Raw genomic sequence first — 13,922 nt, 5'->3', positions numbered from 1 at the left:
GTTCGTCGCAAACGCGTGCAATGATGTGCGCGCAAACTGCATACCGGCCGCTTGAATCCGCGCGGGAGAGTTCCGGGCACGCCCTCGGTCGAGGGCGGCGTACCGGACGCCGAAGGAGCAAGACCCTCCCTTGAATCTCTCAGGCCCAGTTACCGCGCGGGCGAGGCACATCTGAAAAGCGGGCACGACGGTCCACCACCGCCGGCTCCACCCAAGGTGCAAGTCACCTCCGCAACCCGGCGCGTAGCCGTTCGTACGCGCGTGCGGTCGTGACGAACCTCTCAGGTTCCGATGACAGATGGGGAGGAATGTCCTTCAGCTGCTGGAGGATCGTCCTTCAGTCACTCACGCGGGCCTGCCCTGGGAGCCACCCCTATGACGAACACCCCCCGTCTGACCGCCCTCGACGCCGTGCACCGCTCCCTCGGTGCCACGATGACCGACTTCGCGGGCTGGGACATGCCGCTGCGGTACGCCAGCGAGCGCGACGAGCACAACGCGGTGCGCACCAAGGCCGGCCTGTTCGACCTCTCCCACATGGGTGAGATCACCGTCCTCGGCCCCGAGGCCGTGAAGGTCCTCGACTACGCCCTGGTCGGCAACATCTCCACCGTCGGCGTCGGCCGCGCCCGCTACACGATGATCTGCCAGGAGGACGGCGGCATCCTCGACGACCTGATCGTCTACCGCCTCGGCGAGACGGAGTACATGGTCGTCGCCAACGCCTCCAACGCCCAGGTCGTCCTCGACGCCCTCACCGAGCGCGCCGCCGGCTTCGACGCCGAGGTCCGCGACGACCGCGACGCGTACGCGCTGATCGCCGTGCAGGGCCCGACCTCCCCCGGCATCGTGAAGTCCCTGACGGACGCCGATCTGGACAACCTGAAGTACTACGCGGGCCTGCCCGGCACCGTCGCCGGTGTCCCGGCCCTGATCGCCCGCACCGGCTACACCGGCGAGGACGGCTTCGAGCTCTTCGTGAAGCCCGAGCACGCCGTCGAGCTGTGGGAGGCCCTGACCAAGGCCGGCGAGGCCGCGGGCCTGGTGCCGGCCGGCCTGTCCTGCCGCGACACGCTGCGCCTGGAGGCGGGCATGCCGCTGTACGGGCACGAGCTGACGACGTCGCTGACCCCGTTCGACGCGGGCCTCGGCCGGGTCGTGAAGTTCGAGAAGGAGGGCGACTTCGTGGGCCGCGCCGCCCTCGAGGCCGCCGCCGAGCGCGCCGCCACCAACCCGCCGCGCAAGCTGGTCGGCCTGATCGCCGAGGGCCGCCGCGTCCCGCGCGCCGGCTTCCCGGTCGTCGCCGCCGGCGAGGTCATCGGCGAGGTCACCTCGGGCGCCCCGTCCCCGACGCTGGGCAAGCCGATCGCGATGGCGTACGTCGACGCGGCGCACGCGGAGCCCGGCACCTCCGGCGTCGGCGTGGACATTCGCGGTACGCATGAGGCGTACGAGGTCGTGGCGCTGCCGTTCTACAAGCGGCAGAAGTGACGGTTCCCGCCCCGGGATCCTCGTCACCGCTCGTCTCAGACTCCAAGACATCCGTTCATCAGCAGTACCCCGCATCCAGGAGAATCAGGTCATGAGCAACCCCCAGCAGCTGCGTTACAGCAAGGAGCACGAGTGGCTGTCGGCCGCCGTGGACGGCGTCGCGACGGTCGGCATCACGGAGTTCGCGGCCAACGCGCTCGGTGACGTCGTCTACGCCCAGCTCCCCGAGGTCGGCGACACGGTGACCGCGGGCGAGACCTGCGGCGAGCTCGAGTCCACGAAGTCCGTCAGCGACCTGTACTCCCCCGTCACCGGTGAGGTCGTCGAGGCCAACCAGGACGTCGTCGACGACCCGGCCCTGGTCAACACCGCCCCGTTCGAGGGTGGCTGGCTGTTCAAGGTCCGCGTCGCCGAGGAGCCCGCCGACCTGCTCTCCGCCGACGAGTACACCGCCTTCAACGCCGGCTGACCCCACACGCGAGGGATCCACGATGTCGCTTCTGAACACCCCGCTCCACGAGCTGGACCCGGACGTCGCCGCCGCCGTCGACGCCGAGCTCCACCGCCAGCAGTCCACCCTCGAGATGATCGCCTCGGAGAACTTCGCTCCGGTCGCGGTCATGGAGGCCCAGGGCTCCGTCCTCACCAACAAGTACGCCGAGGGCTACCCGGGCCGCCGCTACTACGGCGGCTGCGAGCACGTCGACGTGGTCGAGCAGATCGCGATCGACCGCATCAAGGCGCTGTTCGGTGCCGAGGCCGCGAACGTGCAGCCGCACTCCGGCGCGCAGGCCAACGCCGCCGCGATGTTCGCGCTGCTCAAGCCGGGTGACACGATCATGGGCCTGAACCTGGCCCACGGCGGTCACCTGACCCACGGCATGAAGATCAACTTCTCCGGCAAGCTCTACAACGTGGTCCCGTACCACGTCGGCGAGGACGGCCAGGTCGACATGGCCGAGGTCGAGCGCCTGGCCAAGGAGTCGAAGCCGCAGCTGATCGTGGCCGGCTGGTCGGCGTACCCGCGCCAGCTGGACTTCGCCGCGTTCCGCCGGATCGCGGACGAGGTCGGCGCGTACCTGATGGTCGACATGGCCCACTTCGCGGGCCTGGTCGCCGCGGGTCTGCACCCGAACCCGGTGCCGCACGCCCACGTCGTCACCACCACCACGCACAAGACCCTCGGCGGTCCGCGCGGTGGCGTGATCCTGTCGACGCAGGAGCTGGCCAAGAAGATCAACTCCGCGGTCTTCCCGGGCCAGCAGGGTGGTCCGCTGGAGCACGTGATCGCGGCGAAGGCCGTGTCCTTCAAGGTCGCCGCCTCGCCCGAGTTCAAGGAGCGCCAGGAGCGCACCCTGGCCGGCGCGAAGATCATCGCCGAGCGCCTGGTCCAGGACGACGTCAAGAAGGTGGGCGTGGACGTGCTCACCGGCGGCACCGACGTGCACCTGGTCCTCGTCGACCTGCGCAACTCGGAGCTCGACGGCCAGCAGGCCGAGGACCGCCTCCACGAGGTCGGCATCACGGTCAACCGGAACGCGATCCCGAACGACCCGCGCCCGCCGATGGTCACCTCGGGCCTGCGCATCGGTACGCCGGCGCTGGCCACCCGCGGCTTCCAGGCCGAGGACTTCTCCGAGGTCGCCGACATCATCGCCGAGGCGCTGAAGCCGGAGTTCGACGGGGACGCCCTCAAGGCCCGGGTCTCGGCCCTGGCCGCGAAGCACCCGCTGTACCCCTCGCTGTAAGCAGATCGGTGGACGAGTCGGGCCCGGCCGTGACCCACACGGCCGGGCCCTTCCCATGACCGCGGGGGCCCTACGGGCGGTGACCGGCCGGGGCCTCCCGGTGCTCGCCGGGACGCTCTCCGGTGATCGCCGAGGTCCTCTCCGGTGACCCTCGGGATCCTCTCGGGTGACCGCCGGGGTCACGCGCCCCGTGGCGCCGAGCCCCCTCCCCTGAGCCCGTGAACCCGCGAACATGTGAAACCTCCCCCCAACACCACGACACCTCCCGTGAACACCGCGGCACCTCCCGTGACCATCGGGACCCGCCTCCGGTCCACCGGCCCCGCCGGCCGCGTGACCTGCACCACACCCGACGCCTGACGGCCCCGTCCGCGACCGTTCCGGCGGCCGAGACGTTCACCTCGGCGGGTTAGGCTCGTCTGTCGGACAAAATCCGCACACATCCCCATCTCCTGCCCTCCACGAGCAGACAAAGGAGTCCGACCCGTGGCCATCTCCGTGTTCGACCTCTTCTCCATCGGCATCGGTCCGTCCTCCTCCCACACGGTCGGCCCGATGCGGGCGGCCAGGATGTTCGTGAACCGCCTGAAGAAGGACGGCGTCCTCGCGCAGACCGCGTCCGTGCGCGCCGAGCTCTTCGGCTCCCTCGGCGCCACCGGCCACGGCCACGGCACGCCGAAGGCCGTGCTCCTGGGCCTGGAGGGCTACTCCCCGCGCACGGTCGACGTCGAGAAGGCCGACGACGAGGTCGAGCGGATCCGCCAGACCGGCCGGCTGCGCCTGCTGGGCGCGGAGATAGGGAACGTGCACGAGATCGCCTTCGACGAGCCGAACCAGCTGATCCTGCACCGCCGCCGGTCGCTGCCGTACCACGCCAACGGCATGACCCTCTTCGCGTACGACGAGGCCGGCGCACCGCTCCTGGAGAAGACCTACTACTCCGTCGGCGGCGGCTTCGTCGTGGACGAGGACGCGGTCGGCGAGGACCGGATCAAGCTCGACGACACCGTGCTGAAGTACCCCTTCCGCAGCGGTGACGAGATGCTCCGCCTGACCCGCGAGACCGGCCTGTCGATCTCCTCCCTGATGCTGGAGAACGAGAAGGCCTGGCGGACCGAGGAGGAGATCCGCGAGGGCCTGCTGGAGATCTGGCGCGTCATGCAGGCCTGCGTGGCCCGCGGCATGTCCCGCGAGGGCATCCTGCCGGGCGGCCTGCGCGTCAAGCGCCGGGCCGCGTCCACCGCGCGCCAGCTGCGCACCGAGGGCGACCCGCTGCTGCACCGCAGCGAGTGGACCACGATCTACGCGATGGCGGTCAACGAGGAGAACGCGGCGGGCGGCCGGGTCGTGACCGCCCCCACGAACGGCGCCGCCGGCGTCCTGCCCGCGGTCCTGCACTACTACGTGAACTTCGTCCCGGGCGCGGACGAGGACGGCGTGGTCCGCTTCCTCCTCGCGGCCGGCGCGATCGGCATGCTGTTCAAGGAGAACGCCTCCATCTCCGGCGCCGAGGTCGGCTGCCAGGGCGAGGTCGGCTCGGCCTGCTCGATGGCGGCCGGCGCGCTGGCCGAGGTCCTGGGCGGCACCCCGGAGCAGGTGGAGAACGCGGCCGAGATCGGCATGGAGCACAACCTCGGCCTGACCTGCGACCCGGTCGGCGGCCTGGTCCAGATCCCGTGCATCGAGCGCAACGGCATGGCGGCCGTCAAGGCCGTCACGGCGGCCCGGATGGCCATGCGCGGCGACGGCAGCCACAAGGTCTCCCTCGACAAGGTCATCAAGACCATGAAGGAGACCGGCGCCGACATGAAGATCAAGTACAAGGAGACCGCCCGCGGCGGCCTCGCGGTCAACGTCATCGAGTGCTGACCGTCTCCTGAACGCACCGGAGGGGCGGTGACCGGTAACCCGGTCACCGCCCCTTCGGCGTACGGCCCCGACCGACCTAGTTGTCGAACCAGACGACGAGTCGGACGTGCTGGGGGCCGTGCGCGTCGGCGAGGGCCTTCATCGTCGCCCAGACCGGGTCCCACTCGGCGTCGTCCCGTACCGCCTGCCGGCGGGTCATGCGCTCGACGGTTGCCGGCTCGTCCCAGTCGACGGCGGCCAACTCCTCCCACCCGATCCAGGACGCGCTGTGGTAGAGGTCCGGATCGTCCTCGTAGTAGCTCCGGACCTCGGCGCTCACGTCGGACGGGAGCCCCCGCTCCTGGGCGAGGGGCCGGAAGCCGGCGCGGTTGCGGACGCCGAACAGGCAGCCGAAGGCGTCGTAGCTCCATCCGCCGTACAGCAGGGCCAGATCGATGGCGGGCTGCCAGTGCGTGTCCTCCTCATCGAGGCGGCCGTACGTGCAGCGGCACTCGATGAACCCGTGTATGTCTGCTCCCATGAGGACGGATTCTCGCCTGCGCGGGGGATCCGCGCCAACCGGCTTCCCGCCGGGCCGGACGCGTCCGTCCCCCGGTACGCCGCAGGGGCGGTGACCGGGGTTCCGGTCACCGCCCCTGCGGGCTGTCAGTGCGGGTCAGGAGCCGCCAGGGGTCCAGTTCTCCCCTGCCGGCCACGGGATGACGACCCAGTCGATGCCCCTCTTGACCATCCACTTGATGACCGCCGCGGGGGGCTCCGACTCCACGATCACCAGGAAGTTGCGGCCGTGGCCCTCGGCAATCTTCTTCTGCTCACCGCCCTTGCCCTGGAACTTGGTGACGTTGCTCGCGTAGTGCTTCCCTTCCGGGTTGAAGTAGCCGCCGGACTTCGCCTCGTACCAGGTCTCGCGGTCCGCGCCCGGCGCGGTGAACCGACCGTCGAAGTCGCGGGGGTTGCCGCTGTCCAGCTTTTGCATTCCGAGCTTCTCGCCGTCCAGGTGATCCCAGAGGAACTCCTCGTAGGCGTCGCCCCGCTTCTGGGCGAGGCCGCCCTTCGACGGGCCGTTCGACGGGCCCTTCGCCGCGGCCGGGGAGCCGCCGCTGTCCTTGGTGCTCGGCGTGCCCGTGCTCGGCGCGTCCGGGGCGGTCGCCGCGGACGAGGTGGCTTCGGCCGCCTCCTGAGGAGTGCTGCTCTCCTTCGGGGCCGCGGCGTTGGCGCCGGCGACGTCCTCGACGGCGTTCTTCGTGGCGCCGCCGGTCTCCGCCGCGCCCTTGGGCGTGGAGGTGGTCGCCTCACCCGAGGACTTGGCGGCGGGCGGTCGTTCGCCCTCCATCTCCGGATGGAAACCGCCTGCCCCCGCACAGCCCATGGCCGCGCAGTCGGCGCCGAACATTCCGCCGACGATGCCCGCTGCCTCGGCCGTTGCCAGCACACAGCCCGGCGCGAGGATCGGGGCTCCCGTGCAGCCGGTCCAGAGGACGACCACGACGACGACCACGACGACGACCAGCACGACCTTTTCGATGATCGGTGCGGCCTTCTTCAGGTAGTGGCCCGCGCAGCCCCAGAACCCGTCGCAGTCGTCATCGTCGTCGTCGCCACCGCCCGAGGAGGTGGTGGTCGTCGTCGTGACGGTCGTGGTCGTCGTGGTCGTCGGACCACAGTCGATCACGCACTTGTTCATGGTCGGGTCGTTGTACCAGTTGTCCAGGCCGGAGGCGTCACTGCCGCTGGCCGGGTTGTCCGCCGCGTAGGTGTAGCCGCCCATCTGGTTGGGGTCGCCGGCCTGGAAGACCGGGTCCGGGCTGAGGAAACGGCCGCTCATGCCGTCGTAGTTGCGGGCGCCGAGCAGGTTCAGACCGCTGGAGGTGTCCAGCGGTTGGTTCAGGAACCCGCGGTTCTCGTCCGGAGCCGCCCACGACGTGGGCTTGGGGCCCCGCGCGTTGCCGTACGGGTCGTAGTACCGCCGGGTCGCGAGCAGGCTGCCCGCGTCGATGGCGGTCGTGGACGTCCCCTGGGCGTTGGGAACCTGATAGGTCACGCTGCCGGAGCTGCTGCGCGTGATGTCCGTGCCGTCCGGCCCCGTGTAGTGGCGCAGACCGGTCCAGGTCTTGGCCGCCACGTTCAGGGTGATCTGCTCGGTGCCGCCGAACAGGTACAGGACGCGCGTCTTGTCGGTGCCGCCGGTCGCGCCGGTCTGGATGAGCAGCCCGCCGTCGGCGTCGTACAGGTACTTGCTGGTGGTGCTGGTGGTGCCGGTCCCGGTGGTGACCGTGGCCGTGTGGCCCTCGGTGTCGTAGGTGAGTGTCTGGGTCTGGCCGGCCGGGACCGCGCCGGTCGTGGCGGCGGTCCACACCTGGCCGGCGCTGCCGCAGGTGGCCAGCGTGAGCTGGGTTCCCGTGGTGGCGCTGGCGGCCGGGTCGGTCAGGCAGACCGCGCTGTTGGCGTTGCTGACCAGGGCGCCGGTGGTGGTCACCTTCCACTTCTGGGTGGCGTCCGCACTGCAGGTGTCGATCACCACGAGCGTGCCCGCGGTGGTCGCGTTGGCGACCGTGTCCAGGCACATGCCGAGCACCTTGACGGTGCCGTCCGTGCCGATGGTCCACTTCTGCGCGGTGCTGGTGCCCGAGCAGGTGTTGACCTGGACCTTGGTGCCGGGGGTGACGGCGCCGCCGGCGTCCTCGATGCAGAGCTTCCCACCTCCGGAGAGGGTGAAGCCGGTGGTGAGCGGGCCGGTGGTGCTCACCTTGCGGGTGATGGTGTTGCCGCTGTTCTTGTTGCCGTACGCCGGGTCGGTGTAGCCGTTCGTCCAGCTGGCGGTGCCGGTGCCCGGGTTGTCGTTGACCGTGGCGCCCGCCTGGTTGGGCAGGCTGGCCGCGACGGTCCCGTCGGCGCCCGTGTAGGCGATCGACTGGGTGGTGTCGGCGAGCGCGTTGCCGCCCGCGTCGTGGTTGACCATGCCCGTGCGGTCACCGAGCTGGTCGAAGGTGTACGTCTGCCAGTACGCCGCCGGACCGCCGACCGTGGTGGTCTTGACCTGGCCGGAGCTGGTGGTCTTGACCTTGGCGGTGGTACAGCCGCCGACCCCGCCCACCGGGGCCGCGGTCGGCGAGGTGATGCCCGCGGTGTCCGTCCAGGCCGCCGTCAGACGCTGGAAGGAGTCGTAGGTGAAGCACTGCGTGTCGTGCGTGGTGTTGTCCTGCAGGTCGTCGATCGCGGTGACCTCGCCGACCTGGTTGTAGCGGTAGTTGACGACGTCCAGCGCGGTCGCGGAGGTCTGCAGCATGCTGCTGGTCTGCAGTACCCGGCCGGTCGTGGCGTCGTACTGGGAGAACAGGGCCGCCTGCTTGCCGCTGGCGCCGTAGTTGCTCTGCTGCACGCGTCCGAAGGCGTCGTGGACGGTCGCGGACAGGTAGGCCGGGGTGTTCGCCGCGCTGATGTAACCGCCGAAGGCGGACAGGTTGCCCTGCTGGCTGTAGCCGTAGTCCACGTCCTCGGCCGGCAGGTTGCCGTCGGCCTGGAAGTGCGCGGTGGACACCTTGCCCGTGGTGGGCGTGTAGTCGGTGGTGGTCGTGTAGGTGACGGTGCCGCTGGCGGGCGCGGTGGACTGCCCCGCGGCCGCGAAGCCCTCCGTCGCCGGGATGGTCAGGGTGTTGCCCAGCACCTGGTAGGCAGTGTTGTAGCCGGTGACCGCCTTGGTGTACGCCTTGCCGGACGCACCGCCGACGTACCGGGTCGAGGAGGTCGGGTAGCCCTTGGCCAGGGTGTCGAACGCCCAGGACGCCTGCAGCTTGGCCGGGTCGGGCGTGGCCTGCCAGGGTCCGGAGTACTCGGCCGTGCGCCGGTTGTTCCAGTCGTAGGTGTACGACTGCACCTGCCCGCGCGCGTCGGTGGTCTGGAGCGGGTTGCCGGCGAGGTCGTACTTGTCGAACGTCGCGGTGCCGGTGTTGGGGTCGGTCTGGGAGACCTGCTGGCCCAGGAAGTTGTACGTGTTGGACCAGGTGTTGCCCGCGTTGTCCTTGACCGTGGCGAGCTGACCGCCCGGCGTGTACGTGTAGTTCGTCGTGGCGTGGGCCGCCGGGACTGCTCCCGCGGTGCCCTGCTTCCACAGGATCGTGCTGTCGTCGCTCGCGACGACGACCACGGTGGAGTCGGCCCGCACCCGGAAGGTCGAGCCGATCGAGGCCGACAGGCCCGTCGTCCACTTCTGGACGTTGGAGGTCGTGTAGACGCCCAGGTTGCCGTCACTGCCGTACTTGGCGTAGGCCCCGGGGTTGCCCGCGGTGCCGCTCGACCAGATGGTCTTCCCGGTGGCCAGCGCGGTCAGGACCAGGTTGCCGTCCGCCTGCATCGTCAGGCGCACGGTGTTGGAGGCGAGCGAGGTGCCCGAGGGGATGACGTCCCCGTTGCGCACCATCACCGTGCCACCGGTGTTCTTGACCACGCTGCGGACCGTCTGCCCCAGCCCGTTCGTGAACGTGGCCGTGGACCGTCCGCCCGCGAGGGGGGTGGTGTCCGTCTCGTCGGCGCCGGGGTAGCTCGTCGAGCTGTGCCATTGCTCGACCGCCTGGTGCCACAGGGTCGACCTCACGGCCCGGCCCTGGCCGTCGTACGTGGTGGTGTTCGCCGACTGGATCTCGTTCTCGTTGGCCGCGAAGAGCGTGCCGGAGGGCCCGGCGGTCGGCTCGTAGTACGGGGCGTACGAGGTCACGGGCCAGCCGTGCGAGTCGTAGAAGGTGTCGGCCACGACGCGGCCGGTGTCGGTGTCGCCCTGCGGGGAGCTCTGCGACTGGCGCGGCTGGAGCATGCCGTCGTAGATGGCGACGGAGACGGAGTACGAGCCGTCCTCGCGCAGCGTCTTCGAGGTGACCGAGGTCGGTGCACCGGGCTGGGTGACGGTGTCGCCGGGGGCCGCGACCGCACCCGGGTTCACGGAGTACGTGAAGGTCCGGTCGGCGGACTGGCCGGCTCCCTTGTCACGGCCGGGCAGCCACACCGCGGTGCGGCGGCCGAGGGCGTCGTACGTGATGTCGGTCTTGCGGCCGTTCACGTCGACGTGCTGGGTCTCCAGCCCGCGCAGCGGGGAGTGGGTGGAAGTGACCACCCAGTTCCTGCTGTTGGTGGTCTTGACCGTGGTCGGGTTGGTGAGGTTGCCGGAAGCGCTCCACGCCGGGGTGTAGTCGGTGTGGGTGTTCTGTCCGGTCGCGTCCACCGCATCGGTGATCCGGCCGATGCCGTCGTACTTCACGCCGGTCGTGGTCTGCCAGTTCTCGGTGCTGCCGGTGAAGCCGGTGGCCATCTGCGAGCCGGTCATGCCGCCGCTCGTCGAGACCTGGCCGAAGGTGCCGAGCCCGGTGAGGGTGCCGTCGCCGTTGTAGTAGATCTTCCGGTCGGACAGCAGGTTCGCCGAACTCACCGAAGTGCCGCAGGGCCCGCTGACCACGGTGGCCTGAGCCGGGTACGAGAGCATCTGCGGGTTGCCGGCCGGGGCGCTCGCGTACGTGGTCGTCGAGCACTTCTCCTGGCTCGGGTCGCTCACGTCACCGTGCGCTTCCGTGCTGGAGACCCGGCCCTGGGCGTCGTACGTCGTGTCCGTCTGCGTGTGGCGCCAGGATCCGTTGGCGAGCTTCGCGTAGCCGTGGCTCTGCGTGGTCTGCATCCGCCGGGCGACCAGCGGGGGCAGGGTGGACAGGGCCGGCTTGGTCTCGCCCGGGTGGTCCGTCTGCTCCCAGCCGCTCCACGCGGTCTGCGGGACGGTGGTGGTGTCGGTGGAGGTGAAGGGTCCGTTGACGCTCGTGGACGTGATCGACCCGCCGGCCGCCGAGTAGATGTCCTTCTGGAACTCCGTACCGGCCAGCTGGCCGGCGTCGGTGATCGTCTGCACGACCGCGCCGCCGACCTTGGCGTCCACCGTGACCGAGCGGCGGCTGCCGTCGGCCTTGTAGTCGCCGTCCATGCCCTGGAGGTAGGTGGAGACCGTCTGGGTGACGGGCTCGGGGGCCCGGCCGGTCTGGACCGTGACCGTGCGGAAGCCGCGGAACTGGTTCCAGGTGCGGTACTGGTCGTCCGTGTTCTGCGAGTCGTCGCGGTGCCAGGCGGCGCCCGCGTAGGAGTACGTGGCCACGCGGGCGGCGGAGCCGGCCGGGGCCGCCTTGCCGTCCGGCGTGTAGGTGCCGGCGACCGTCAGGTCGGAGGTGGTGACCTGGCGGACCGTGATCTTGTTGAACCAGTCCGCGATGGGCTTCGAGGCGCCCGGCACGGTCCAGTACACCGGGTAGCAGGACTCGGTGTTGGAGTCGGCGGTGGCGAAGGTCAGGGTCTTGCCCGCGCAGGGGGCCAGGTTGTAGTCGACGGCGATGGACTCGCCGGTCTCCGTCTGGATCGTCGACATGCGCGGGTGGTACAGCGGCGGCGCGGACGGCATCACGTCGTTGACGCGGTTGTCGATCTCCGTGCCGGTGAACGCCACCTTGTTGAGGGTGATGTCACTGTTGCCGTTGCCGTACGTGTCCTTGCCGGTGTGCTGGATGGTCTGCAGCCACATCACGGCCTGGAGGAAGCCGGAGTGCGCCGGGTCGACCGAGGTGCCGGTGACCGGGTCGACCGCGCCGCCCGCGTCCGAGAAGACGTGGCCGAGCTGGTACGCGTCGACGTCCACCAGCTTGTCGTTGTTCGCGTCCTTGACGTGCACCTTGGTGGTGATGGAGTCGAGGCGCGTGGTGGACCAGAAGGTCGGGCCCGAGATGATGCAGACGTCCTTGGGGACCGTGGTGGAACCCACGGGGATCTCGGTCTTGTCCGTGGAGTCGCAGTGCAGGTCCCACGGGGTGTCCGGCCAGTGCGGGGAGGTCTCGTCCTTCAGGTTGCCGGCCGAGCAGTCCGTGAACGTGGCGTCGGTCTGGCAGCGCTGCGCGGTGTTGAAGACCACCTGGGCGGACGGCGTGCGCTTGGCCAGCGCGTCGGTCAGCGTGTAGCCGTACGAGATGGAGTCGAGGTTGCCGCCCCGGGTGTACGAGGTCAGCGTGCCGAAGTCGCCGTCGGCCGCCTGGCCGCCGCCGAGGCTGTACCAGTTGGTCGCCGCCGAGTAGTCGTACCTCTGGACCAGGCCGTTGGGCGAGACGACGAAGTCGAGGTTCCAGCGCCAGCCCTCGGGCTTGGCGCAGCGGGAGGCCTTGCCCTTGGCGGAGTCGTAGCAGGGGTCGCCCGACTGCGGGTGGAAGACCGGCTGCCCCCAGGCCGCGTCGGTGCTGTCGTCGGTGGGGGTGCCGGTCTGTGGGACCGCGGCCGTGCCGACGCCGGCGGGGGCGTGGTCGGAGCCGAAGTAGGCGGCCGAGCCGTCCGTCATGAGGACGCGGAAGTAGGTGCCGTCCTGGAGGCCGTTGGCCGCGCCGGAGAGCTCCTGGACGATGGTGCCGTCGTCGCCGCCGAGCTTCCACTGGCGCAGCAGGCCGGGGACGGAGGAGTCCTTGGTGTCCGGGATCAGGACGCCCGAGTGCGGGCCGAAGGAGATCTGGGCGTTCGCGCCGCTCCAGCAGTTGTCGGCGGAACCCTTGAGGATCTTGTTGCCGCTGCCGTCACGGAGGCTGCCGCAGCCGCGGTACGTGCGCTCGACGAAGCCCGGGTCGTAGCTCCAGCCGTCGCCGATCCAGGTGGACTGGGAGTTGCGGGCGGAGGTCTCGCCGTCCACCGCCTGGGAGTCGTACGAGAGGCCGACGCTCGGCGCGTTGCCGCCGAGGCCCGCCGGGACGTTGACGGGGTACGAGTACGTGAAGGAGCCCGTGCCGCTGGCCTGCCAGGAACCGGAGGGGTTCAGGGAGGTGGCCGCGTAGTCGCCCTGGGAGCCACCGCTGCCGGAGGTCACGCCGAGGGTGGTGCCGGACGGGGCCGCGGCCTGGGCCGAGGACGCCGCCATCGCGGAGGCGGCCGGCCGGTCGCCCTTCGCGCCCTTGGGGGTCTTGGGCGTCGCCGGGGCCCGGGTGCCCAGGGTGACCGTGGCGGTCAGCTGGTCGGCGGTGGCGCGGTTGGTGAAGGGGATCTCGGTCTGGGTGCGGCACTTCGCGAGCTGGGGCGTGGTGAGCGCGCAGTCCGGCAGCTGCACCAGCTTCAGGCGGGAACCGTAGCCGCCGCCGTACGCCTTGGCGAGGGAGCCGTAGTCGATGACGACCTTGACCTTGCCCGTACCCGTGGTCGGAGCGGTGGGCACGAGTGAGACCAGCATGCCGTTGGCACCGGCGCGCAGGGCCTGGGCGTGCGAGCCGACCTTGACGCGGACCGCGTCCGGGGTGGTGTCACCCTTGGCCGCGGTCTTGGCGCCCTTGCCGCCCTTGGCGTCGGCCGCCGGCTTCGCCGGGGCCACCCACACGGGCAGCGTTCCCGCCTTGACCGGCTTCTTCGCGGCGCCCTCGGCTCCCTCGGCGGTACCACTGGCGGTACGCGTGCCGTCCGCCAGGTCCACCGTCGCCGAGCCGGCCTTCGGCCAGGCCTGGCGGCCGGGCCGGTAGCGCTCGACCGGCTTGTAGCCGGCCGGGCGGCCCTGCTTCGGGCCGGCCTGGCGACCCGCCAGGTCGTGGCCGCGGACGCCCGCGACGTCGGTGACCTTCTTCGGCTTCCAGACCTCACCGTCGAAGGTGTAGTGCCCGGCCTTGCCGTTGCGGCCCTCCCAGTCGTCGCCCTTGCCCGCGCCCAGCAGGCTCAGGTCGAGGCCCTGGGTGAAGGCCAGCGGCAGAAGCAGCGCGAGGGTGGCCAAAAAGGCCACCCCCAGCAGGCTTCCGCCACCCCATATTCGAAATCTCTTGCTCGCAAACCAGCGATGCC

6 protein-coding genes and 1 riboswitch are annotated in these 13,922 nt (G+C 70.6%); of the genes, 4 read left to right on the top strand and 2 right to left on the bottom strand.

Going from position 1 to position 13,922, the window contains the following annotated elements; all coding sequences use genetic code 11:
* Window positions 1-52: 52 nt before the first annotated feature.
* A riboswitch (glycine riboswitch) is annotated at window positions 53-165 on the top strand.
* A 210-nt stretch (window positions 166-375) separates the two neighbouring features.
* From gcvT to ACIQCH_RS23180, 4 genes are all read left to right on the top strand, one after another.
* A complete protein-coding gene (gene gcvT, locus ACIQCH_RS23195) occupies window positions 376-1,491 on the top strand; it encodes a glycine cleavage system aminomethyltransferase GcvT (RefSeq protein ID WP_402583690.1) in 1,116 nt (371 codons plus the stop codon).
* 91 nt (window positions 1,492-1,582) lie between these two features.
* Window positions 1,583-1,960, top strand: coding sequence for a glycine cleavage system protein GcvH (gcvH, locus tag ACIQCH_RS23190; RefSeq protein ID WP_030200410.1), 378 nt, complete (start codon window positions 1,583-1,585; stop codon window positions 1,958-1,960).
* Between the two features lie 22 nt (window positions 1,961-1,982).
* A complete protein-coding gene (glyA, locus tag ACIQCH_RS23185; protein ID WP_402583688.1) occupies window positions 1,983-3,239 on the top strand; it encodes a serine hydroxymethyltransferase in 1,257 nt (418 codons plus the stop codon).
* Between the two features lie 486 nt (window positions 3,240-3,725).
* Window positions 3,726-5,108 (top strand): L-serine ammonia-lyase, encoded by a 1,383-nt coding sequence (locus tag ACIQCH_RS23180; protein WP_402583686.1) that lies wholly within the window; start codon window positions 3,726-3,728, stop codon window positions 5,106-5,108.
* 76 nt (window positions 5,109-5,184) lie between these two features.
* On the opposite strand, the gene ACIQCH_RS23175 is transcribed toward ACIQCH_RS23180, so the two are convergent.
* Window positions 5,185-5,628, bottom strand: coding sequence for a hypothetical protein (locus tag ACIQCH_RS23175; protein WP_402583684.1), 444 nt, complete (start codon window positions 5,626-5,628; stop codon window positions 5,185-5,187).
* Between the two features lie 135 nt (window positions 5,629-5,763).
* Window positions 5,764-13,863, bottom strand: coding sequence for a ricin-type beta-trefoil lectin domain protein (locus tag ACIQCH_RS23170; RefSeq protein WP_402583682.1), 8,100 nt, complete (start codon window positions 13,861-13,863; stop codon window positions 5,764-5,766).
* Between the last annotated feature and the right edge of the window lie 59 nt (window positions 13,864-13,922).

The organism is Streptomyces sp. NPDC093225 (assembly GCF_044753805.1).
In the GTDB taxonomy this organism is placed as follows: Bacteria; Actinomycetota; Actinomycetes; order Streptomycetales; family Streptomycetaceae; genus Streptomyces.
This window is presented reverse-complemented; position numbering and strand designations above follow the sequence as displayed.